This window comes from Gardnerella sp. KA00390 (genome assembly GCF_049244075.1).
Taxonomy (GTDB): Bacteria; Actinomycetota; Actinomycetes; order Actinomycetales; family Bifidobacteriaceae; genus Bifidobacterium; species Bifidobacterium vaginale.
On sequence record NZ_CP058372.1, the window covers coordinates 182,928 to 208,025 of the forward strand.

Below are 25,098 nucleotides of genomic sequence, written 5' to 3' on the forward strand. Positions count from 1 at the left end.
TTAGGATTTAGGCTTTATATGACTTCGTGCGGATTAGTCGCAAGCAGCTTACGACTATATATGCGTGCGTAAAATAGTCAAAAATAAGCAAAACCAATCAAACTAATCTAAACAAACAAAATAATCAAAAATAATCAAATAACCAAAATAATCAAAAATTAGAAAAATGAGGATGCAAATATGGCATGCACAACAATTTTAGTAGGACGCAAAGCGAGCTACGACGGATCCACGCTTATCGCGCGTAACGAAGACTCAGCAAATGGCGAGTTTAATCCAAAGCGCTTAGTAGTAGTAAAGCCGCAAAATCAGCCTTGCGTTTATAAGTCCGTGCTTAGCCACGTAACAGTAGAGCTTCCAGATAATCCAATGCAATACACAAGCGTTCCAAACGCAGACTTGCGCGAAGGAATTTGGGGAGAAGCTGGCGTTAACGAAGCAAACGTGGCAATGAGCGCAACCGAAACGCTTACATCCAACGAGCGCGTGCTGGGCGCCGACCCAATGGTGGAGCTTCAAAAAGCGCAAGGTAAGGAAGGCGACGCTGATTATAAGCCAGAAGTTCCAGGCGGAATTGGAGAAGAAGACTTCTTAACTCTTGTTTTGCCTTATATTCGTAGCGCTCGCGAAGGCGTTGAGCGTTTGGGCGCGTTGCTAGAAAAGTACGGCACTTACGAGATGAACGGCGTTGCGTTCTCGGACGTAAACGAGATTTGGTGGATGGAAACTGTTGGCGGACACCACTGGATTGCTAAGCGCGTGCCAGACGAGGCGTATGTTGTTATGCCAAACCAGCTTGGAATCGACGAGTTCGATTTGGAAGACGCTTTGGGAGACCAAGAAGAGCATATGTGCTCGGCTGATTTGCTTGAGTTTATTGAAGAAAACCACTTAGATTTGTCGGTAGAAAACGCTTCGCCGTTTAACCCTCGCGACGCTTTCGGCTCTCATTCAGATGCCGACCACGTGTACAACACTCCTCGCGCATGGTTTATGGAGCGTTTCTTGAATCCTTATGACGAAGTGTGGGATGGCAAAGACGCGGATCACAAGCCAGATAGCAACGATATTCCGTGGGCGCGCCAGCCTGAGCGCAAAGTGACGATTGAGGATATTAAGTACGTTTTAAGCTCTCACTATCAGGGCACTGAGTATGATCCTTACGGCAAGCTTGGCGATGAGCATACTCGTCATCTTTTCCGTCCAATCGGTATTAATCGTCAAAGCGAGCTTGCTGTTATGCAAATTCGCCCTTACATGCCAGAAGCAATGCGCGCAATTCAGTGGATTACTTACGGTTCTAATCCTTTCAACTCTTTGATTCCGTTCTATCCGAACGTAAATCGCACTCCAAAGTATTTGGAAGATACGACTACTCGCGTAACAAGCGAAAACTTCTATTGGGAGAATCGCATTATTGCAGCTCTTGCGGATGCCGCATTTAACGACACTGCAAACGCGATCGAGCGTTACCAAGAAGTTGTCGGTTCTCTTGGTCACGCAATGGTCAAGTCTACGGATGCTGCTGCGGCAGATATTCTTGGCGTTTCTTTGAAGGATTACGAACCAGAACGTGAAGGTAATGAAGGCGAAGATTACGATGATTTAGTTCGCGATCCTGAAGCAATTATTGCAGAGCTTCGTAACGACAAAGTGCGTGAAGCTTTGGCTGAAGCGAACGACGATATGGCAGCAAAGTTGAAGAAAGAAACAGATTCTTTGCTTGACACAGTGCTGTACATAACTAGCATGCGTATGAAGAATGGTTTTAATCGTTCCGATCACTGATCGCAAGTTGTTATAGACATTAGTGATAACGCGCATAGTTTTAATGTAATATTGCTATACCACGCCCATGCAATCGTATAGTATAAAAATTGTTCATTTACATTAGCTATGCGCGTTTACTATTGAGCGTTTATTGGGCATCTGTTATTGAACGTTTGTTATTGAACACTATTGGGCATCTACTAGGCTTTTTGCTTATGAAAGTGGGGAATATGAGCATTCTTGATTCGTTTACTACGCAATTTGGATTAGTTAAAAAAATAGACGCCTTCGGATTTATGGATTATTTAAAGAAGAATCCAAGTGAGCAAAAAAAGCACGGTAAAGTGCTACTCGTTACAGCTGATACTCCTCTTAAGGCTTCTAGAGGAGAAGGCAAAACAACTACCACTATTGCGCTGGTAGACGCGTTGCGCGAACGCGGGGTAGATGCGGCGGCTGTTTTGCGCCAGCCAAGCATGGGCATTACTGCAGCGGGTTCAAAAGGCGGCGCTAGCGGCGGCGGAAAGTCCTCACTTTCGCACCCTGAGCTAATCGATTGGGGATTGTGCGGAGAAATGGCTGCCATTGAATGTGCGCAGAATTTGCTTGTTTCTTTTGCAGAAAAAGCGATTGACGAGGGTATTTTAGACACGATTTTAGTGCCGCGCGTAAGTGAAGTGCCTTCAAGATCTTTGCGTAGTATTGCTGTTGACTTTGGCAAGAGCACGGTTGCGGAGCGCGTTGTGTTAACGCCAACTTGTGAGCTTATGCAAATTGTAGTGCTTTCGAGAAGCATGGAAGAAATCGCAAATCGCGTTGCTGCCATGATTGCTGGCACAAAAGACGGGAATCCTGTTAAATTTGGCGATTTTGTTGACTTGTGGCGAATCACAAATATTCTTGCCGATGCTGTAAAGCCTGCAAAAACTGAGACGATTAATGGTTCTCCGATTTATGTTCATTGCGGGCCATTTGCCAACGTATCTCTTGGTATTCCAAGCCTTGTAAGCGTTGAAATGGCTTGTGCGTTGCACGATGTTGTTGTTGTGGAAGCAGGCTATGGCACGGATGCTGGTGCGCAAAAGTGGCTAGATATTGCTGCTCGCGAATTTGGCGCAAAGTGGCCTGCTGCTGCGGTTGTTGTTACTCGTGCAACTACTTGGCGAGATGACGAAACGCTTGCGTGGCGTTACCCGTTCCACGTTTCGCGCCTTGAGTCGCTTAATATTCCTACGTTCCCTCTTATCAATTTGTGGGAAGGTGAAGATGGGCAGGTTCCAGATTTGCTTGAGCAAGCTAAGACTTTAGGATTCCGTAAGCCGATTGTTGGCAATTTGTTCCGAGACGGCGGCGATGGCTTGGCAGATCAGCTAGATGATTTTGTGTCTGTAATCACCGCTGATACTGAAACGAAAGTTCCGCAAAGCCGCCGAGGAAAGTCGCTTCGCGAGCGCATTAATTTGCTTTGCGCCGAGGCATATGGAGTTCCTGAAAGTCGAGTGATTGAAAAGGATGGTTTTGCTGCTTCTTTGACTGCAGCACAGGATTTGTGCAATAAGTCTGGTGTTGATTTTGATAGCTTGGCTCTTGTTGCTGTAAAATCGCCAGCAACCATGACGGATGACGATCACGCGCCTGAAGATTCTCGCACTGTAACTTTAAAGAAAGTAGAAGTTCATGCTGGAGCTGGGGTTGTGCAAGTCAATCTTACGTCTTCGCTTACAACGCCTATGCCAAAAATAGTGTGATTGCTTTTTAAATATTAATCATTAATAGCAAATAACAAAACGTCGTCAACACATTAATCATGGTGTGTGGGCGACGTTTTTGTTTTATGAATGTCTTTTATAAATGTTGTTTTATGAATGTCGTTTATAAACGTCTTTTATCTTACATAGGATCCATGTTGTATCTATCGTAAAGATATTTGTGTATTGAACTTGCGCCATATTGTGTAATGTGAAAAACCTCACATGTATTATTTAATTATCATATTGTTATAACAACAGAAAATATTACGATTTAGCTTTATTATAAGAGAGTTAACATGCATATTTTTCGTATTTTATCTCAATTAATTTAAATTTTTCTTCAGACTCGCCGAAGGTGTTTTTTTTTTATTCGGCGATTCCATAAATATAAAAAGGGTTTTAGTTGTCGGAAAATTTACGACAATTTTCGGTTTGAAAAATAAATTTTTTAGTGTTTTACTCGTGGATTGTCTCATAACTATTTTCATGAGCGAAGGGAGAAAATACTTAATGAAAATGAAAATAGTGACAGCTAGCTTATTAACAGCCACGTTATTAACAGCAAGTTTATCTTCTTCGGCGTTAGCTCAGTCGAGCAATGATAACGCTTTCACTAATCGTGAGAACATTCCAACGAATAAATCCAGTATTAACAACATTGATTTAATTCCTGCTCCTACCCAGCATTTCGGCAAGCCAGATGGGAAACTTCCAGAAATAAGAACTTCAATCAGCTATGTTGATGGAGATTCTACTGACAATCATGCGAATACGAATAAAACTAATAAAATTCTGCGTCCAGGTAGCAAGCTTACGCTCCGGGCTACAGCCAAATTTATTGTTCCTGAAGCTGGCGATGTTTTTAGACCATATCTTCGACTAGCCATTCCGAAAATTCTTACAGTAAACGCAAATGATTTTGTTGTTGATGCTGGCAGTGTTGCAAATAAAGTAGTACAGATTTCAGATTCTAAGTCGTTTGATAACCACAATCTCGGTAACTACAATCTTTTTGACGTCTACTTTAACTACAACGAGTGGTCCTCTGATTTTGCAAACGAAATGCCATACCTTGCTGCCATAAAAGGCGTGAACCACTCTGGCAATGTATTATCCAATGATGATGTAATAAAAAATAATCAAACAGTTTCCATTGAAATCCCCACAGTAGTCGACAGTAATGCAAAAACTTCTGATCTAGTTGATTTGCAAAATTACAAAAAAGGTGTGAAACCATTAATCCAAGGCAGAGTGTCTTATATGCCTTTCCCAACGCCTATAGAATATACTTCGACAATCGGCGGATTAAAAGATTTTCCAAACGATAAGATACTTCAAGATAATCCATGCTTAGTGCGTTCGGATCTGGTAACTGGATGGGACGGCAGAGATAATTATGGATTCTGGTTCACTGGGCTATCTATGGAAACAAGCGGCGTCGATTATGACAGTAGAAGCACTATGGTTGAGTCGCAGAATGGTGTTTGGTTACCACAATTAATACCTGCAAATATTGAGCATAACCAATTCGTAACTATTTATCGCAATGGGAACGACAATAATCCGATTAAGTTGAGATTTAAAATTCCATTTGGTTCTAAGGACTATACTTTAAATGGAACTAAGCAAGCTCTTAAAAATCATCATTTAACAGTTTTCCGTTCGCCTAACAACAATGCTGAAGCTCGTAAAATTATGGGCAATATCGGAATAGAAAAAGTTGCTTATGAGAATACTGAAGTTTTCGGCGATATTTTGGATTCTAAATATTTCGATGGTTGGGGAACTGTTCCAAAACAAAGCAGACCTTCTGAATTGCTAATATCTGGAGAATTTAACCCAGATTCAACTGTGTTTGGTCCTGATAATATTAGCAACGGTATTTGGATGAGTGGAAAAGCAAGCGCATCTATAAAATCGTATTATCGTGCGTTAGATTGTAATGATAATTATCCAGATAATACTTTGAAATATCCGCCAATTATTAACAAAATTCAGGAGACTGTTGCAACGTATGCGCGCAGCAATCGCAGCAAAGTTAGCACAGTTCCTATTGAAATCGTTATTCCTGCATCTTTGAGTGGACGCGTGTGGTTTGATGCTAACCATAATGGTATTCAAGATAAGGGGGAGTCGAGCATAATTGGTGCAAAAGTACAGCTTGTTAAACAGTATGGAGATAGTACAGTAATCGACATAAATGGCAATGAAGTTAAGCCTATTACCACTACTTCGCCTGATGGATACTACGAATTTACTAATTTGCTGCCAGGAAGCTATGTTGTTAAATTCACACTTCCAGAAGGTAGTGAATATTTTGGTTTTACATATACGCATAAAGGGTCAGATTCCTCTGTAGATTCTGACGCGATTCCTGGAGAGCCTGTAACGGATAGGTCTGTTATAGAAAACGTATCTTCAGAAACTGATAATTCAACTTCAAAAAACTCATATGTTGGCAATATAAGTCTTTCTGCTGGCGAAGATAAAAAGCATATTGATGCTGGAGCTTTTAAGAAGGATGAGCCTAAGGACCCTAAGCCAAATACTGAGCCTAAGAATCCGCAGCCTAAACCTGAAAATCCCAAGGATCCCGAGCCGAAGAAGGATAAGCCTAAGGATCCTGATAATAAGCCAAAGCAAAATCCTGAGCCGAAAAAGACTGATCCTAAGGATTACAATCCTGTAAAACCTGATACTCCTAAGTCTCCTGATCCTAAGAAGGATGATCCAAAGCCTAAGGATAAGCCTAATAATCCAAATTATCAGGATAGGGATGTACCTGATACTAAACCTGAAGATCCTAAGAAGCCTGATAATCCTACGAAACCTAAGGATGATAAGTCTGATACTCCTAAGGAGCCTGAGTCGAAGGAGCCTAAGGATCCTAAGCCTAATGATGAGCCTAAGAAGGATGAGCCTGAAGATCCTGATCCAAAGGATACTAATCCTAAGTCTGATACTCCGAAGGACAATGAGAACCCTAAGGAGCCTGAGTCTGAACCTGATGATCCTAAGTCTGATACTCCTGATGGTCCTGATACTGATTACACAGAGTCTAATGATCCCCCTCAGTATGAGGATCCCCAGCCTAAGGAGGATTCTTCAGAACCTAATCAATCTGAGATTCGTGAATTAGATAATCCGATACCAAACATTAATAATGATTTAGATAGCAATAATAGTCAGTCGAATGAAAGTTCGTTTGACAATAATAATGCTGATTTTAAGCAAGAGCATGTGAGGGATAAGCTTGTAAACACTGGCGTAAGCACAGTTTTCACAGCTGTTGCGTCCGTTGCTATGCTCGCTCTGGGTGCTACAAATAAAATAAAGAGTTATTTCTGCAAGGGCAAGCACAGGCAATAATCGTAGAAAATTCAGGTGAATAATATAAAACGTCGACTTGCAATTTTGTGTAGTGCGTTTGCGCGACGACCTGCCTGAGCGCACTACATGATTACGCCAAACCAGGTAGAGATTCGAGATTTTTCGCAGCGAAAGAGGTGTATCGCTCGCGCGTTACAGCGCGCTCACGTCTTCGCTTGCGTTGAAAGCACACTGTGCTTTCAGCTTTGAGCAAGCTCAGCGAATCGAAGTGCATTCGCGCGCTACGCTTTAAGTGCTCATGCAGATCGATTCGCAGCATGAAATGGTGATTCGCTGAAGCAGCAAGAAAAATCAAGAATCTCGGTGATAAAAGATACGCAAAAGTGTTAGATATTCAGAAGGTTTGATGTATTTCTATACGAGCAATAAAAGAGGAGCGCAGCGACGGGACTTGCGAGGAGAGAAATACTCAAACCTCGCGCAATACCAAGCAATGGAACCGCGCTACGCTCTAAGCTCGAAGACAGGTCGATTAGCACGCAAATGTGCGACGAAGCCAATCACAAGCAAGATAAATCCACTGCTGAACTTCTGGCTGTACAAACTCAGGAATCACTGCGCCATTTTCATCGCGCTTAGCAGTCTCTTTAACAGCCAAAGCCAAGCCGTGCGGACCCTTAGGGAACAAATGCGCTTCCACGCTTACGCCAGCTTTAACACAAGCATTAATAAACATAATAGAGTTTTGAACTGGAACCGTTTGGTCTGTAATCGTTTGCCAAACGAACACAGGTGGAGTCTTAGAATCAACGTGGTTTTCAAGCGAAAGCTGTTCAACGAGTTGCTCGCGAGTACTAGAATCTACGCTTCCAAAAAGACGGTCGAAAGTTGGCTTATGTGCGTATTCGCCAGCGGAAATCACTGGGTAAGCAAGCATAAGAGCGTTTGGACGAACATCATTTGCGTTGTATCCATTTGCTTCTTCAACATCGTCGCTAACGCTAGTCGCAAGATTTGCTGCAACATGGCCTCCTGCAGAGAATCCAATAATCGCCACTTTTTGCGCATCTACATGCCATTCTTTTGCATTATTGCGAATCAATTGCATAGCTTGTGCGGCTTCCAAAAGCTGAGTTGGGTGTGCACTAGGAACAAGAGAGTAGCGCAGAACAAATGCGTGGAATCCAGCAGCAGCAAACTTCATAGCAATAGGTTCTGCTTCGCGATTAGAAACGCGCAAGAATCCGCCGCCTGGCAAAATCAGCACTGCTGGGCGTGTTTGATCCCCTTCGCTATCTAAGTTGTCGTCTAAAACATATCCAGTAAGAAGCGCGTTACTACCGTCAATGCCTTTAATTTGGCGTTCTATAATCTTCATGGTATCTCTTTTCGTTTTGCTTATTTGCAATTCATGTTAAGCATAATTACTAAGCGCAATTACTAAGCATAATTCTAATCAAATATCTTATTTTTTAAGTGCGTTATTTTATAAATTCGTGTAGAGTCTTAAGAAGTTTCATAAGGAGATTTAAGATGCGTAATGAAGAAGATAATTTGGGTAAAGTTGTTCTTGCAGCCACTCCTATTGGCAATATGGGAGATGCTTCATCGCGCTTGATTAATCTTCTAGAAACCGCGGATATTGTTGCAGCGGAAGACACGCGTAGGCTTTACGATCTTGCGAATCGCCTTGGCGTGCATGTTTCTGGGCAAGTTATTGCGTATCACGATCACAATGAGCACAATAAGGCAGATGGCTTGCTGGACAAGGTTGAGCAAGGCAATACTGTTCTTGTTGTTTCCGACGCTGGTATGCCTACGATTAACGACCCAGGGCTTGCGATCGTTCGCCGTGCAATAGAGCGCGATTTGCCTGTTACTTGCGCTCCTGGGCCGAGTGCCGTACTAGATGCTCTAGCGCTTTCTGGCTTGCCAACAGACCGTTTTTGCTACGAAGGTTTTTTGCCGCGTAAATCTGGAGACAGACAGCAGCATTTGCGCTCGCTTCTTTCAGAGCGGCGAACAATCGTTTTTTATGAGGCGCCGCACAGAATTGCGGAGTCAATGGAAGATCTTCTTGCAGTTTTTGGCGCAGATCGCAAAATGGCGTTATGTCGCGAGCTTACAAAGGATTTTGAGGAAATAAGGCGAGGAACAATCTCTCAAATATGCAAAAGCGTAGAAAACGACCCTCCGCGCGGAGAAATTGTTCTTGTGATTGCGGGAGCTAGCGATGAAGAAATCAAGCAGCGAAACATTGATTTGAGCGTTGAACAGCTTGCGCAAATGTCTTACGATCTTTCGCAAAATGAGGGTTTGCGTATTAAAGATGCTATAACGCGTATTGTTTCACAAAATCCTCTTTCAGACGGTTCTTTTGCGAATCGTAAAGAAGTTTATGCTGCTTGTTTAAACATCAAGTCATGAAATCTGTTTCGCGTAATCGTAGCTTTCTAAAAGTACGTCTAAGCTATGCTTAACATCTGGACCGCCTTTCTGTGAAATATACTCCAGTATTTTTGCGTCAGCGGCTGGGTTTGCTATAACCCATTTTCGTAAGTGCGGAATGTTTCTCGCTATGTGCCAAAGTATTTCTTTGTCTGTATTTTCACAGCATGCTACTTGCTCTGTGAGAATGATTGGCGGTTTTGGTGGTAGATCTTTTGTTTGTGTTTTATGGAAATTTTCTGTATTTTCTTGTACTTGATTTAAATGTTCAATATTAATATTCATAAAAAATATCTTCCTGTTCTATAACGTTTTTTAGCCAATCTTTTGCTTTTTGCGCTCCTGGAAAATGTGGGTTGCTATTTATGATTTTTTCGCATTCTTTAAAGCTTGTGCCATATTCTTGAATCAGATTGAAAATTGTGTCTTTTTTGCGTATCTCGTCGTAAATATTTTTAGACGGTGTTAATGCTATGTCGCAGATTGTTCGAGCAGGAGATGTTATGCGCAAATCTTTAATCACCTTTTGTTCTCTCTTCAACAATTTTCGTCTGAATACTCGTAATGGATGGTCATGTGGTACTACGCGATAATGGCTGCCAGAGATAACGTCTAATATGTTTGGAATTGTTCCTCCAAGCCAAATCCATGATGCTGTAAACATGCATGCTGCAGAGTCTCGTGGTATTAGCTTTTTGAGTATTTTGCACCGCCCCTCAATGGACTTTGCAGTGGAATGTGCAAATCCGCTTCTTATTGACAATCGTTCAAAAGCTCCGAATTTAGATAATTTCTTCATGCACAATGGTCCTGGCAGATGCGTTGTGTCTAGTAAGGTTGGAAGATTTTTACTAATGTCAATGTGTTGATTTTTATTGTCGTAATTTTCAAGAATTATTTTTGTTTCTTGAGCTATATCTTTAGTCGTACTGTATTTATTCGCATCATAGTTTCTGCTTTTTGAAGTCTGTCTTGAAGTCTTTTTTAAATTTTTAGCGATTGGCTTGATTGTGGGTTTATCTGTTCTTTTATTTGTTCGCTTATCGGTTGTTTTGCATGTGTATTTACTTGTAGTATTAGTCGAATTGTTAATAGTTTTGTTTGCAATAATTTCTGCTTCGTTATTCATAATCCCTCCTTTCTTGTTAGACATAATGATTGGGAATAATTTTTTAGACATATGGTTTTAGACAGAATAGATACGTTTGTTCATGTTGTCCATAAGATTTTTGCGAAATGTGTAAAAGTGGATTTTTAAGCATTTTTACATTAAAAAATGTGCATATGTGTATATGTTTTTTATTAAGGTGTCCTCGCTGAACAAGATAATATTTGGCTATGAGTCATATTTTGGTGAATGTTGCATGGCCTTACGCAAATGGCCCTCGTCATATTGGTCACGTTGCAGGATTTGGTGTTCCTTCAGACGTGTATGCGCGTTATGAGCGTATGAAGGGCAATGACGTGCTTATGGTTTCTGGTACAGACGAACATGGCACGCCGATTTTAGTTGAGGCAGATAAAGAAGGCGTTAGTGCTCAGGAGCTTGCTAACCGCTATAATCGCGTGATTACTAAAGATTTGTGCGATTTGGGTTTAAGCTACGATTTGTTTACGCGCACGACTACAGCAAATCATGAGCACGTTGTTCAAGAGATGTTCCGTCAGTGCTTAAAGAACGGCTACATTTATAAGGGTACTCAAAAGGTTGCGATTTCGCCTTCTACAGGTCGTACTCTTCCAGATCGCTACATTGAGGGCACATGCCCACTTTGCGGCGCGGATGGAGCTAGAGGCGACCAGTGCGATGCTTGCGGTAATGAGCTTGATCCAGATGAGCTTATTAATCCTGTATCCAAGATTAACGGCGAAACTCCGCGATTTGAAGAAACAGAGCATTACTTCCTCGATTTGCCTGCTTTAGCTGATGCTAATTTAAGCTGGCTTAATTCAAGGGATGGTTGGCGTACAAATGTTATTAACTTCTCGATTGGATTATTTAAGGAAGTTAAGCCTCGAGCTATAACTCGTGATATTGACTGGGGTATTCCTGTTCCTGTAGAAGGATGGGTTGATAACCCGAATAAGCGCCTGTACGTGTGGTTTGACGCTGTTATTGGCTACTTGTCTGCATCTATTGAATGGGCACGCCGTCAAGGTAAGCCGGATGCTTGGCGCGATTGGTGGTGTGACCCTAAGTCTCCTGGCTATTACTTTATGGGCAAAGATAACATCACCTTCCATTCTCAGATTTGGCCTTCAGAAATGCTTGCATATAATGGCGCTGGCTCTAAGGGTGGCGAGGCTGGAGTTTATGGCCCGTTGAATATGCCTGAGCAAGTTGTTGCTTCTGAGTTTATGACTATGGAAGGCAAGAAGTTCAGTTCTTCGCGTGGAATTGTGATTTACGTGAAGGATATTTTGGAGCGTTATCCTGTGGATGCTGTGCGTTACTACATTTCTATTGCTGGTCCTGAAAATTCTGATGCCGACTTTACTTGGGCAGAATTTGTTCGTCATAATAACGAAGAGCTTGCTGCCAGCTGGGGTAATTTGGTAAATCGTGTCGCTAATTTGATTCATAAGAATTTCGGAGAGATTCCTGCTCTGGATGAAAATTCAATGACAGATATGGATCGCGCTTTGCTCGATCAAACCTCTAATGCTTTTGAGATTGTTGGTGGTTTGATTGAACGTCATCATCAGAAGAATGCGCTTAACGAGGCAATGCGTGTTGTGTCGGATATCAACAAGTACATTTCTGCAACTGAGCCTTGGAAGATTAAAGATGATGAAGCACGTCTTGGTACTGTTTTGCACGTTGCAGCTCAAGCTGTCTCTGATGCTAATCATTTACTTGCTCCATTCTTGCCACATTCTGCGCAAAAAGTGTGGGAAGCTCTTGGTGGCACGGGTGTGTTCTCTCCTCTGCCAAGAATTGAAGAGGTGACTGACTTAGATAATCCAGATTTTAAGTATCCGATTATTACTGGCGACTATCGTCTTGGAGAAACTGTTCACCCGTGGGAGAGTGAGGAATTAGTGACTGGTACGCCTGTCGCTAAGCCAACTCCGATTTTTGCCAAAATTCCTAAAGAGGCTATTGATGAGGAGCTTGAGCGTTTTGAATCTGCGCTTGCCGCTCGTCGTAAAGCTGACGAAGAAAGATTGGCTGCAGCTAAAAAATCACTAGAATCTAAGTGATTAAACGAAAAATTTTAAGTTATAGTGATGCATGTAACAAAAAATAGGTTGACTATCAGGATTTAAAAAATTTTTTAAGGAAATTTTTAGGTTATATGCGTGTTTTGCGAGAAAAGTGTGGTTATAATGAGTATTGCTGATGGTTATCCATCAGTGAGGTTCGTTCGCGAACCCCATAACTGAAACCTTCTTCTCTCTTTCTCTCTGCCCCGGTGGGTCTTCTCTTTCCCACCGGGCTTCTTTTTATCTTTTTTAACTGTTCGCCGCTTACCCTACCATTTGTTCCTTTATTTCTGCCAAGTGTGGTGGAGATTCGAGATTTTTCGCAGCTAGCGAGGCGAGCCTCAGCATGAAATGGTGACTCGCCGAGAGAGCAAGAAAAATCGAGAATCTCGGTGATCAAGCAATACGCAATTGTTCAAGTACGTAAGAGGGCTGGGTGATTCTTGGTCGAACAGTATAAGAGCGGCAGCCGATACCAAATAATCCAAATGATCAACCACTACAAACAAACTTCAACCCAAAAACAAAATCAAAACCAAATCGGAACAACCGCAACAACAGACTACACGTAAGAGGCAGAGCGTTGTGAGACAAGAATTACCCAGCCCTCGCGCAACAGTAAACAGAGAATGTCGCGAGCGTTATATTTGCATCACGAGCGAGACAAATATAACGAAATTAAGTCAAAAAACGTTACAAATATCTCATCAATGATGCAAATATAACGAAAATCAGTCAAAAAACGTTACAAATGACTCACGAGCGAGACAAATGTAACGAATCTGGGTCAAAAAAACGCAGACTGCGTTGCAATCTGCGTTTGTAAATCAGCTTGTGCTAAATCAAGTTTAGCGGCAGCGCTTTGTAAGTGGAATCCACGGATCAAGCATTACAGGCTCCTGATCCAATATTGCTCGCGTTGCTTCATCAAGATACTTCTTGTTAATAATGATTTCTGTAACGTAGCGGTCAAACCACTGTGCGGAGCCGACATAGTATCCGTCTTCGCCGTTATCTTTACCCCAGCTGTTTTCAATCTTCCAGCGGTCTGGCTCACCATCTTTGTTAAGGTTTACGCCAGTAAAGGTCATTGCGTGGTTGCCTGGGCAATCCATATATTCCAAACCTTTAGCTTTGTCGAATGTAAACTCTACATCGAATAGCTCGTCTACGCGCACAACTGCTGGGTCAAAGAACCCATCTTGCCTTAGCGAGAATTGCGTGCAATCGCAAGCAAACCAAATTGGGTGTCCGTCTTTTAGCTGATCGACAGCTGCTTTTCGGAATACTTCTAGCGCAACGTTTGCAAACTCCATTTCCTTCGTCTCAGCAACGTTTGTGGTGTATTTAAGCTGGTAGAGCTTGTTGAACGGAGTGTGTTCCATTGGGGAGTTGCACAAGCTCACAAAGTCGTTTACGTCAATTGGAACGTATTTCTTTGCGAATTCTAGTGGTGTTATTCCATATTCGCGAATCATTGGACGATCGTCTTTGCCAGTCTTTGGCTTATCGTCCTTCTTATCGTCTTCTTTGGCTTCGTTCTTTTTGTCGTCCTTTTCGTCTTTCTTATCGTCGTCATCTTTAGTACGTGCAATGAAGTCGAAACGCTCTGGTGGCTCGCCAAGTGCGATAGCTGTCATACGGTATACGGTTTCAAGGTCGCGGATTTTCATTTCGCGCAACTCTTCTATGGAAGTACCGTTCTTGTGTGCTTCGCGCAATTCAGCCGCGAATTCACGCAACTTGGTATTTATGTATTGTACGAATGCATCTGAGTCAATAGCATTCTGTGAATCTGGGTATGCGCTTTTTGGTACGAGTCCGTACTTGTTTACCAAGTTAACGAACATTTGCCACCATCCGCCGTCGTCGATCGGACCGTAGTTAATGTTTTCAAAGACTCGACTATCTAGGGTTTCGTCTAATGTTGCCAACACGTTTTCCAAGTACGCATTTGCCTTTTCAATCTTGTCCCAGAAGAACAGGTAGCTTTCGGAAAACTCGAAGTCGTCTAAATTCCACTTGTGCATTAATTCGTAACGCAAAGTGTTAAGGGAAGCGAACATCCAGCAACGTCCAGAGTGCTGTTGGTTTGTTATTGATCCTTGTTTTAATTCTATGGAGAAGTTGCGTGGTAAAGCGCGTTGTCCTTGATAGCTTGTTGCAGCTTTAAGAACGCCGCTTGCTACGGAAGCGTTTGCGGCTACTCGATTTGCTCGCTGTTCGTTAAAATGCTTGGAATATTCGCGCACGTTGTCTATGGTAACGGCTTTTACGTTTTCAGACATATATCTCCTTTTGTTGTTAGGTTGAAAATAAGCGAATAAGCGTTATTGTAGCGTGTTCAATGCACGAGTAGCGTTTTGCGTGATTTGTGCTTTTTTAATAGGATACTAGTAAAACTAATTGCAATGTGTTTTGTTAGTACGAAATGTTATTGTATTTACACTTTTATTACTATTTACGAAACTAATTTTCGTAAAATTTAAATAATTCCGTTAAATATTCTGATGTTTTGTTGATTTTGTGTATTAATTTTTGTGATAATTGATATTTATTCCGTATTATTGCATGTTTATTTTAAGCAATGTACATAGGTTAGCTAAAAATATACTAATTACATGTCCCATTTATGAGGGCTTACTTAAGTGTGCCTTGAGTATGCTTTTGATTTGCTTTTGCAACTGGGTATAGCAAACGATGGCAGTGTGCAAGCTTTAGGCTTGCAGTTACCAGATGGAGGTAACAATGGTTAGACGTAGAAAAGAGTCACAATGATACGATACATCGTTAAACGATGCCTGAATTATGTTGTGATGCTGTTTGTCTCCGTATCCATGACGTATTTCTTGGCAAGTGCTTTTATGGATCCGCGATCGAATTATATGTCTAGGCATCCGCATCCACCAATTCCTTCGATTAACCGTTCTTTGGATTTGGCGAACATTAACGACCAAACTCCAGTTATTACGAGATATTTGCGTTGGATTACTGGCGTTCTTACTCGTTGGGATTGGGGATTAAGCCCAGAGCAGGCTCCTGTTGGTCCTGCGATTGCGGCTCGTATTGGTGCGTCTGTCCAATTAGTTACTTGCGCAACTGTTCTTGGTATTGTTTTCGGTGTTAGTGTTGGCGTTTATACTGCTATTCGTCAATATAAGTGGCAAGACAGGGTTCTTAACTCTATTGCTACGTTCTTGCTTGTTGTTCCAGCTGCTGTGTTTGGATTGCTTATTGTGTTAGCTGCAATTAGCGTTAACAATGCTGCTGGCTCTCGTTTATTCTTTGTTACGGGATTGCATTCTTATCAAGGTTCTAACCCTATTGCTTTTGTTCTTGACTTCTTACAGCATTTGATTTTGCCGACAATTGTTATGACTGTTCCTGGCATGGTTGGATACCATCTTACGCAGCGCACTTATTTGCTTGACACTATGAATGCTGATTATGTTCGCACTGCTCGTGCTAAGGGATTGCCTTTGAACATTGCTATTCGTCGCCATGCTTTGCGTACTTCTTTGATTCCTACAGCTGTGGACGTCGCCTTCTCTATTGCAGGTGTGTTCACGGGTGCTGTGATTACTGAGACCGTGTTCGCAATTAACGGTTTGGGTAGCTATTTTGTGCAAACAATTTCTAATAATGACATTAATGGTTCTGTTGCTATTGCTGCATTCGGAGCTGTGTGTACTTTGGCTGGAGCTTTGCTGGCAGATATCTTCTCTGCTTGGCTTGATCCACGTATTCGCTTGAACTAATTGCAGAACAGTGTAGGTGTTATTGATATGAGTAAAAAAGATGTATCTTCAAACCTTCAAGAGTCTGCTGCAGACAAGAAGGCGACTGCTAATTCTTGGGGTAATTTTAAGCGCACTGGCAAGATTACGCTTTATACGCGTCGTTTCTTTAGGCGACCATCTGCCGTCGTTGGCTTGGTTTTGCTTGTGTTCTTGATTCTTCTTGCGTTGTTTGGATCTAAGATTAGTAAGTGGGGCTACGATGAGCCTGATTTTACGGCTCTTGCAACTCCTCCTAGCGCAGAGCATTGGCTTGGCACAACGCCTGGCGGTTCTGACATGTATGCAATGGTTGTTCGCGGACTTGGTCGCTCGCTTTCTATTGGTATTGTAAGCTCCATTTCTATTACAATTATTGCTGCTTTGGTTGGTACTGCTATTTCTTACTTTGAGGGTTGGTTTGAGCAAGTTGGCATGTGGGTTTTGGACATGCTTTTGATTGTTCCATCCTTCTTGCTTATTGCTTTGATTGTTAGCTCCGCGACTGGTGGCAATGATTGGCTTTGGCTTGCATTTGGTATGACTTCCTTTGGTTGGATTGGTTATGCTCGTACGCTTAGAACTTTGACTTTGAGTTTGCGCGAGCGTGAATATGTGCGCGCAGCCAAGTTTGAAGGTGTTTCTTCGTTCCGCATTATTGTTCGCCACCTTGTTCCAAATCTTGGTTCTGTATTGATTATTAATACAGTTCTCGGTGTTATTGGTGCAATCAACGGCGAAACCGCATTGAGCTTCTTGGGTCTTGGTATCAAGGCTCCAGATACTTCTTTGGGTACTCTTCTTAATGTTGGTCAAAGTAGCGTTATGACCTCTCCTTGGGTTCTTTTGGTTCCTTCTGCGGTTTTGGTTATTTTGACTTTCTCTGTTCAGCTTATTGGCGATGGTCTTCGCGATGCGATTGATCCATATTCTAGGTCTGTTGGTAAGGCCGAGTAAGGCTTGTTGGAGGTTTAAACATGACTGATATGGTGAATGACGCAATTAAGGAAGATTCTGTGATGGAAAATCAGAACAACGAACCACTTCTTTCTGTACGCAATTTGCAAGTTAGCTTTGCTTCGGAAGCTGGTACGGTTCATGCAGTACGCAATATGAATTTTGATTTGTACCGCGGAAAAACCATTGGTATTGTAGGTGAATCTGGATCTGGTAAGTCGGTTACTTCCCTTGCTGTTATGGGCTTGCTGGATAAGAACGCGTCTGTTAAGGGTTCTGTTGTTTATAAGGGCGAAGAGCTGTTAACGAAGTCTGATGCAGAGATGAGTAAGATTCGTGGCAAGAATATTGCTATGGTATTCCAGGATCCTCTTTCTGCTTTAACTCCAGTGTTTTCTATTGGAGATCAGCTTAAGGAAGCTTTGGTTATTCATAATCCAGATATGACCGAAGAACAGATTCGTGAGCGCTCTATTGAATTGCTTAACTTGGTTGGTATCACTAAGCCAGCTGAGCGCTTAAAGTCTTTCCCTCACGAATTTTCTGGCGGTATGCGTCAGCGCGTTATGATTGCTATGGCAATCGCGAATAACCCAGATATTATTATTGCTGATGAGCCTACTACCGCTTTGGATGTTACTATTCAGGCTCAGGTTTTGGATGTTTTGAAGAAAGCACAGAAAGAAACTGGCGCAGCGATGATCTTCATTACTCACGATTTGGGTGTTATTGCTGGCGTTGCAGACGAAGTTATTGTTATGTATGCGGGTCATTTGGTTGAGCATAATAGCGTTGAGGAGATTTTTGCTCACCCAACTCAGCCATACACAATCGGCTTGCTTGGCGCTGTTCCGCGCGTTGATCAAAAGCGTACTCGTCGCTTAACTCCAATCTCTAAGCCAACAATGGATATGTTGATGGCAGAAGAAAAGAGTGGAGATACTAGCGACATGATGGGTCTGGAAGCAGAAAGCGAAACTGTTCGCGCGCTGCTTCATGCGGAAACCGAAAAAACGATTAAGCCAATGTTTGAGGGCATTCCTCGCGAGGATCGCAAGGTTGTTTTGGATGTTAAGGGATTGGTTAAAACGTTCCCAATTACAGGTGGCGGTTTCTTGAGACGCAAGGTTGGCGAAGTTCGCGCTGTTGATGGTATTGACCTTGAGATTCGCGAAGGCGAAACTGTAGCTCTTGTTGGCGAATCTGGTTCTGGTAAGTCAACTACTTTGATGGAAATCATGAGTTTAAAGAAGCCAGAAGCTGGCTCTATTACAGTTTTTGGCACCGAGCTTAACGATAAGTTGACTAAAGAGCAGCGTCGCGAGCTTCGTTCTAAGATTCAATACGTGTTCCAGGATCCTATGAGCTCTCTTGATCCTCGTATGCTTGTTTACGATATTTTGGCAGAGCCTCTTCATGTTCAAAAGAAGTCTAAGGAAGAGATTCGTCAGCGTATTGCGGAGCTTATGCAGCTTGTTGAGCTGAATCCAGATCAGGTTGATCGCTTCCCAACGCAGTTCTCTGGTGGCCAGCGTCAGCGTATTGCTATTGCTCGCGCTTTGGCTGTAAACCCTAAGCTGCTTCTTCTTGATGAGCCTGTTTCTGCCTTGGATGTTTCTATTCAGGCTGGAATTATTAACTTGCTTGAAGATTTGCAAGACAAGTTGGGTGTTGCTTACTTGTTTGTGGCTCACAATATGGCGGTTGTTCGTCATATTTCTAGCAGAATTGCTGTTATGTACCACGGACGCATTGTTGAATCTGGCGAAACGGATGAGGTGTTTGATAATCCTAAGCATCCGTACACTAAGGCTTTGATTAGTGCTGTGCCAATTCCAGATCCTGCGATTGAGAAGAATCGTAAGCGTATTATTCTCAATGAAGAAGATTCGTTTGATGACGTTGCAAGCGTCTGATTCTAATCTTTTGTGAATACGCCTAAACTTTTGTTTAGGGCAATTTTGATCGCGTGTGTTATGCAAGACACACGCGATTTTTTGTTACAGGCACATAAATTCTAAAAAAAGTAATATATTTTGTTTTTTAATTAAAATAAACTAAAAAATTTTCTGTTTGACTGTTTTATGTATTTAATTTTCTTTTTTATGGATTAAATCTTAAGTAACAAAAGCTTAAATTCAGTATTTGTTAAAAAAGTCGTAACACAAAATGTCAAAAGATTAGATATACTCTACACACATACCAGAAAGCGGACATCATTTCTGGGGAATGAGAGGAATCATGAAAAAAACTAATGCAGGCAAATTAACTGTATTCGCCGCAGCTGCACTTTCTGTTGCAATGCTACTCGGCGCTTGCGGTGGCACAACTGCTACTACAGCAGATAAGGCCAAGGGCGGTATGACCGAAGAGCCAGCCGCAGGTGTGGATACTTCCTACACTGGCGCTCTTCCAATGCCTAAGGTTGACAAGCGCTATGACAATCCACAGCCTCGTGACAATGTTAAGGATGGCGGTACTTACACGTTCTCGCTTTCTGACATGGGTCCAAACTGGAACTACGCTTCTAACGACGGTAACACCGCGTATATGAGCACTTTGTGGGGCTTCTACCAGCCATCGCTTCCTTATTACGATACCGTTAAGGGCGAGAAGGTTAAGTACAACCCTGATTACATTACTTCTGTTAAGAAGGTTAGCGACAAGCCACTCGTAGTTCAGTACGATTTGAACCCAAAGGCTAAGTGGAACGATGGTACAGACATCGATTACACTGCTTTCAAGGCTACTTGGGAAGTTATGAATGGCCAGAACGAAGCCTACTCTGTACCATCTCACGAGGGCTATGACTGCATTGAGTCCGTTGAGCAGGGCGCAAATCCTAAGCAAGTAATCGTTAAGTACAATAAGCCATGCGCAACTTGGGAATTGCTTTTCGCTCCATTGGTTCATCCAAAGGCAACCGATCCAACCGTATTCAACCAGGGTTGGGTAAATAATCCTCACAACGAGTGGGGTGCAGGTCCATTCGAGATTCAGTCCGCAACCGAAGATCAGGTTGTTTTCGTGCGCAATCCAAAGTGGTGGGGCAAGAAGGCAAAGCTTGACAAGGTTGTTGTAAAGCGTATGGAAGATACCGCTGCAATGAACGCCTTCCAGAACGGCGAAATCGATTCCGTGGATTCCATCTCCACCAAGGATAAGGTTAAGGCTGCTCGTAGCGTTAAGGGCGCTCAGCTCCGTTACGGCTACAGCACCAAGATTCGTGTTATTAACTTAAACGCAAAGGCTGGCGCATTCAAAGACAAGGCCGTGCGTAAGGCCGTTGTCCAGGCATTCGACGTTGCCACCTACAACAAGATTCAGTTCCAGGGTATGAGCTGGAAGAGCGAGCAGCCAGGTTCGGAGCTTCTCTCCATGTTCCAGGCTGGCTACAAGAACAACCTCCCAGCTGATGGTAAGTTCAACGTAGAAAACGCTAAGAAGACTCTTGAGGCCGCTGGCTACAAGATGGGCAAAGACGGTTACTACGCTAAGAATGGTAAGACCGTTCAGTTCACATTTACCTTCTTCGGCGATGACTCTACTCAGGCAGCTCTTGCTAACGCATTCCAGGCCATGATGAAGAAGGCTGGCATGAAGTGCAAGACTGTAAACAAGCCTGCTTCTAAGTTCTCTAAGACTGTAAGCTCCTTCGACTTCCAGGTGCTTCCAATGGCTTGGGTTTCCCAATCCCCATTGAGCTTCGTGGGATCCGCTTCCCAGGTCTACGGTTCTAAGAGCGATTCCAACTTTACTGGCACTGGCAACAAGAAGATTGATGCCCTGCTCGCCAAGGTTGGTAAGACTTACGATTACAAGGAACAGACTGCATTGGCCAACAAGGCTGAGTCCATGGCTTTCGCCGAGTATGGTACGCTTCCAGTTTCTGCTCCTCCAACCTATCAGGCATACAAGAAGGGCTTCGCTAACGGCGGTCCTGCTGGATATGCTAACGTTTTTGTTGAAAACATTGGTTGGCAGAAGTGAGTAAATTTGTAGCGATAACTCGCGCAAGTTTACTAAGCTGATTGCTTAACTTATAGCATGTGGCGTGTGGTCTTTGGCTGCACGCCACATGCTTTTGCTGTAATCGCGTGCGTAGTTACGCAGAAAATAATCGCGTAAAAAATAGTCGCGCAAAAATAAACTCAGAAAAATAGTATAAACTTAATAAAACTTAATAAAAAATAAATCGCGAAGTCAAAAATAAGGGAGAATCTAGCGCATGTATGTAAATCCAAGTAAACGCAAAGACGCGAGTAATGTGCGCTGGGTTTTGCAATATTGTAAGCCAGATATGTGGAGAGTAGGCGTATCGCTAGTTCTTTTTACTATAAACGACACAATGGCAATGACAATGCCGCTGCTTTCGGGCTTTATTGTAGACAAAGTCATTATTGGAAAACAGCATGATTTGCTTGCTTTTGTATGCGTGCTAATGGTTGCAATGATGATTATTCGCGTAGGCTCAAGATATATCTACCAGCTTCAAATGGAAAGATTTGGCCAAAACGCCGTGTATCGCCTTGTAAGCGACGAGTACGAGAAGCTGCATTCGCTTGATTTTACATACTTTAATCACACGCGCACAGGCGACATTATGAGCCGCATGACTTCGGATACGGACGCGATTCGCCACATTTTAAGCTGGGTGTCTTATATGGCGCTGGATTGCTTAGTAATGTTTGTGTTTGCGCTAGTTATAATGTTTTCAATCCAATGGCAGCTAGCTCTAGCGCTTATGGCAATTACACCATTTTTGTTCTGGCTTGCAAAGCTTATGGGCAAGAATGCTAGGCCAAAGTTCCTTGCGATTCGCGAATCGTTTGCACGCATGAATTCAATGGTAGAAGAAAACATTGAAGGCAATCGCGTTGTAAAAGCTTTTGTTCGCGAGCCTTTTGAAACTCAGAAATTCGATAAATGCAATGAAGATTACTTTAATCGCAATATTACGCTTGCAAAAAACACGCAAAAATACATGCCATGGCTTGACGGTATGGGCTTTGCGTTGGAGCTTGTAACAGTAGGATTTGGCGGATGGCTTGTGCTTAATGGAAGCATGACTTTGGGCGCGTTTGTAACGTTTAACAGTTTTCTTTGGATGCTCCACATGCCAGTAAGAATGGTTGGGTGGCTTATTAACGATTGGCAGCGATTCAACGCAGGATGCGTGAATATTCGTAAGCTGCTTACGCAAGAATCGCATATTGATTTGCCAAGCGCTGCCAAGAAAAACGTTAAAGTTAAGGGCCGCGTAACTTTTGAACACGTTGATTTTGCATTCCCAGACGATCTTGATTCGCCAATTTTAAGCGATATTGATTTAGATGTTCCAGCAGGCACAAAGCTTGGAATCTTAGGCGAAACGGGATCTGGAAAATCAACTCTTGTAAGTCTTATAGCGCGTTTTTATGATCCTACTCGTGGTCGCGTTTTGATTGATGGAAAAGACGTTCGCGAATGGCCTCTAGAAACTGTTAGAAATCAAGTTAGCATAGTCGCGCAAGAAACATTCCTGTTCTCCGATACGATTGCAGGAAATATTAGCTTTGGATTGCCTCAAAACGAGGAAAATTGCAAAGAATTAGATAACACGATTAGGCGTATGGCAAGAATCGCAGATGCAGACGATTTTATTATGAGCATGCCAGAAGGCTACGAAACCGTTGTAGGAGAACGAGGAGTTGGCCTTTCGGGCGGTCAAAAGCAGCGCTTAAGTCTTGCTCGCGCGCTAGCTAATAATCCTGCAATCTTGATTATGGACGATACAACTTCTGCAGTAGACATGGAAACTGAGGAGCATATCCAAAAAGAGCTAAAAAAGTTAGATGGTTCTCGCACAGTAATCACAATTGCTCACAGAATCTCGTCTGTTAAAGACGCAGACATGATTATTGTGCTAGATCACGGCAAAATCGTAGAACGCGGAACGCATGAGCATCTTGTGGCGTCGCATGGAAGATATTGGGAAATCTACAAAAAGCAGCTTGGTATGCAAATGGGCAAAGCTTTGGGATTTGAAGATTTAGACAAGGCTAAAGGTGAGTAGAATGGCGCAACGCAACACTTATAAAGAAGATGAAAGCCAAGAAGAGCACGTAAATTTACACGAGTTGATGCGCGTTCGCAAATACATAAAGCCGTACGCATGGCAACTAGTCAAAATAGTTTTAGTTGTTATTAGCGGAAGTTGCATTATGACAGTAACTCCAATGATTACAAAAACACTTATAGATGTAGTTTTGCCTAATAAAAACGTTTCTTATTTGTACGTGCTTATTGCATTGTTTGGCGTGCTTATTGTGCTGTATGAGCTTGGGTTAGCCTACAGAACGCTTGCAATTACGCGACTCGGCCAAATGATAATTAAAGATATGCGACGAGATATTTTTACGCACGTGCAATCGTTATCGTTTGATTACTTCGATTCGCGCCCACACGGCAAGATTTTGATTCGCATAGTAAACTACATAAACACGCTTTCCGACACTCTTTCTTCTGGTTTAATCAACGTGTTTTCCGATGTTTTTGTGCTAATCATTACACTAATCGCAATGTTTGCTATGGATTGGCGAATGGCATTGTGGAGTCTTGTATTATTCCCAGTTTTTATAATCTGGACTCGCACTTTGCAAATTTTGCAACGAAAAGCGTCTAAAAAACTATCAAATAAGCAAAGCAATCTTAACGCATATTTGCACGAATCAATCGCAGGCGTAAAAACAACTCAGACTTTTGCGCGCGAATCGGAGCAATACGCTACATTCCAAGAGCAGCAGTCGGGAGTTAGAAAAGCGTGGATGCAAAATGTTAGAGTGCAAATGCTGCTTTGGCCTGGAGCTTCGATTATTGAAAGCGCAGCAATTTCGCTGCTCTACTATGTTGGCATAACAAACGCGAGCAGTATGAACATAAGCACGGGTACTCTTATAGCATTTGTGTGGTATTCGAGCACTTTCTGGGAGCCAGTTGTAAACATTGGTAACTTCTACACGCAACTTATAACATGCTCAGTGTATTTGGAGCGTATTTTTGAGACTCTAAGCATTAAGCCAAATATTGTAGATAAGTCAGATGCAAAAGAATTGCCGCAAATTAAAGGCAGGGTTGACGTAAACGACGTTGTGTTCCGCTACGAAGAGAGCGGAAAGCCGATTTTGAATTTAATTGACTTGCACATTGAGCCTGGAACAACGGTTGCGCTTGTAGGTCCTACTGGAGCGGGTAAAACAACGCTTGTAAGCCTGCTTTCTAGATTCTACGACGTTTCCGAAGGCTCAATCACAATTGACGGCTACGATGTGCGCTCAATAACGTTAGCATCTTTGCGCAAACAAATGGGCGTTATGCTTCAAGACAGCTTTATATTTAGCGGAACTGTTAAAGAAAACATTCGCTACGGCAAGCTTGACGCAACAGACGAGGAGATTGAGTCGGCGGCTCGCGTAGTTCACGCGCACGAGTTTATTGAAGAATTGCCTAATGGCTACGATACGGAAATTGAGGAGCGAGGAGCCACTCTTTCTGCAGGACAAAGGCAGCTTATATCGTTTGCCAGAGTATTACTTGCGAATCCGCGAATTCTAATTTTAGACGAAGCAACAAGCAATATAGATACGCGTACAGAAGAGGCGTTGCAAGCAGGATTAGCTCAATTGCTTAAAAATCGCACTTCTTTTGTAATTGCACACAGGCTTTCTACAATAGAGAATGCGGATTTGATTTGCGTGATTGACCATGGGCAAATCGTGGAGCGCGGAAGCCATGAGCAGCTTATGGCGCAAAAAGGTGCGTATTACAGGCTTGTGGAATCGCAATACGCTGCGATTAGTGCTGCGATCCAGTAAGCGCAA

15 protein-coding genes are annotated in these 25,098 nt (G+C 42.7%); 11 read left to right on the forward strand and 4 right to left on the reverse strand.

Annotated elements, in window-relative coordinates:
• Positions 1–180: 180 nt before the first annotated feature.
• The 3 genes from HXT53_RS00700 (at position 181) to HXT53_RS00710 (ending at position 6,890) form a co-directional block, all read left to right on the forward strand.
• A complete protein-coding gene (locus HXT53_RS00700) occupies positions 181–1,788 on the forward strand; it encodes a C69 family dipeptidase (protein WP_174191176.1) in 1,608 nt (535 codons plus the stop codon).
• A 212-nt stretch (positions 1,789–2,000) separates the two neighbouring features.
• Positions 2,001–3,518: a formate--tetrahydrofolate ligase gene (locus tag HXT53_RS00705; protein ID WP_180947310.1), complete on the forward strand. Its 1,518-nt coding sequence runs from the start codon at positions 2,001–2,003 to the stop codon at positions 3,516–3,518.
• A gap of 513 nt (positions 3,519–4,031) precedes the next feature.
• Entirely contained in the window at positions 4,032–6,890 is a 2,859-nt protein-coding gene (locus HXT53_RS00710; protein ID WP_421780380.1) for an SdrD B-like domain-containing protein, read from the forward strand.
• Between the two features lie 493 nt (positions 6,891–7,383).
• Here the strand turns inward: HXT53_RS00710 and HXT53_RS00715 are convergent, their stop codons facing one another.
• Positions 7,384–8,229, reverse strand: coding sequence for an alpha/beta hydrolase (locus tag HXT53_RS00715; protein WP_174191174.1), 846 nt, complete (start codon positions 8,227–8,229; stop codon positions 7,384–7,386).
• 155 nt (positions 8,230–8,384) lie between these two features.
• Here HXT53_RS00715 and rsmI point away from each other — a divergent pair, with 155 nt between their 5' ends.
• The gene (rsmI, locus tag HXT53_RS00720) at positions 8,385–9,278 is read left to right on the forward strand and encodes a 16S rRNA (cytidine(1402)-2'-O)-methyltransferase (protein WP_009994267.1); all 894 of its coding nucleotides are present in this window, start codon (positions 8,385–8,387) and stop codon (positions 9,276–9,278) included.
• Here the strand turns inward: rsmI and HXT53_RS00725 are convergent.
• Together HXT53_RS00725 and HXT53_RS00730 are read right to left on the reverse strand one after the other, a co-directional pair.
• On the reverse strand, positions 9,273–9,584 hold the full coding sequence (locus HXT53_RS00725; protein ID WP_004113848.1) for a hypothetical protein: 312 nt from the start codon (positions 9,582–9,584) through the stop codon (positions 9,273–9,275). The genes rsmI and HXT53_RS00725 overlap by 6 nt on opposite strands.
• The gene (locus tag HXT53_RS00730; protein ID WP_032833861.1) at positions 9,574–10,428 is read right to left on the reverse strand and encodes a hypothetical protein; all 855 of its coding nucleotides are present in this window, start codon (positions 10,426–10,428) and stop codon (positions 9,574–9,576) included. The genes HXT53_RS00725 and HXT53_RS00730 overlap by 11 nt, the downstream gene beginning before the upstream one ends.
• 209 nt (positions 10,429–10,637) lie before the next feature.
• On the opposite strand from HXT53_RS00730, the gene metG reads away from it, so the two are divergent.
• Complete coding sequence (gene metG / locus HXT53_RS00735) at positions 10,638–12,503, forward strand: methionine--tRNA ligase (protein WP_421780383.1); 1,866 nt, start codon at positions 10,638–10,640, stop codon at positions 12,501–12,503.
• Between the two features lie 851 nt (positions 12,504–13,354).
• On the opposite strand, the gene HXT53_RS00740 is transcribed toward metG, so the two are convergent.
• Positions 13,355–14,794 carry an aminopeptidase C gene (locus tag HXT53_RS00740; protein ID WP_004112753.1) on the reverse strand — a complete coding sequence of 480 codons (1,440 nt, stop codon included), beginning with the start codon at positions 14,792–14,794 and terminating at the stop codon, positions 13,355–13,357.
• A gap of 486 nt (positions 14,795–15,280) precedes the next feature.
• Between HXT53_RS00740 and HXT53_RS00745 the strand changes: the two genes are divergently transcribed.
• From HXT53_RS00745 to HXT53_RS00770, 6 genes are all read left to right on the forward strand, one after another.
• Positions 15,281–16,264, forward strand: a complete 984-nt coding sequence (locus HXT53_RS00745) for an ABC transporter permease (protein WP_004138444.1) — start codon at positions 15,281–15,283, stop codon at positions 16,262–16,264.
• 27 nt (positions 16,265–16,291) lie between these two features.
• Positions 16,292–17,239, forward strand: a complete 948-nt coding sequence (locus tag HXT53_RS00750) for an ABC transporter permease (protein ID WP_004113854.1) — start codon at positions 16,292–16,294, stop codon at positions 17,237–17,239.
• A 20-nt stretch (positions 17,240–17,259) separates the two neighbouring features.
• Entirely contained in the window at positions 17,260–19,155 is a 1,896-nt protein-coding gene (locus HXT53_RS00755) for an ABC transporter ATP-binding protein (RefSeq protein ID WP_020760736.1), read from the forward strand.
• A gap of 325 nt (positions 19,156–19,480) precedes the next feature.
• Positions 19,481–21,229 (forward strand): ABC transporter family substrate-binding protein, encoded by a 1,749-nt coding sequence (locus HXT53_RS00760; protein ID WP_180947309.1) that lies wholly within the window; start codon positions 19,481–19,483, stop codon positions 21,227–21,229.
• A gap of 238 nt (positions 21,230–21,467) precedes the next feature.
• Entirely contained in the window at positions 21,468–23,294 is a 1,827-nt protein-coding gene (locus HXT53_RS00765; protein ID WP_065189683.1) for an ABC transporter ATP-binding protein, read from the forward strand.
• A gap of 1 nt (position 23,295) precedes the next feature.
• Positions 23,296–25,092: an ABC transporter ATP-binding protein gene (locus tag HXT53_RS00770; RefSeq protein WP_116437951.1), complete on the forward strand. Its 1,797-nt coding sequence runs from the start codon at positions 23,296–23,298 to the stop codon at positions 25,090–25,092.
• Positions 25,093–25,098 lie beyond the last annotated feature (6 nt).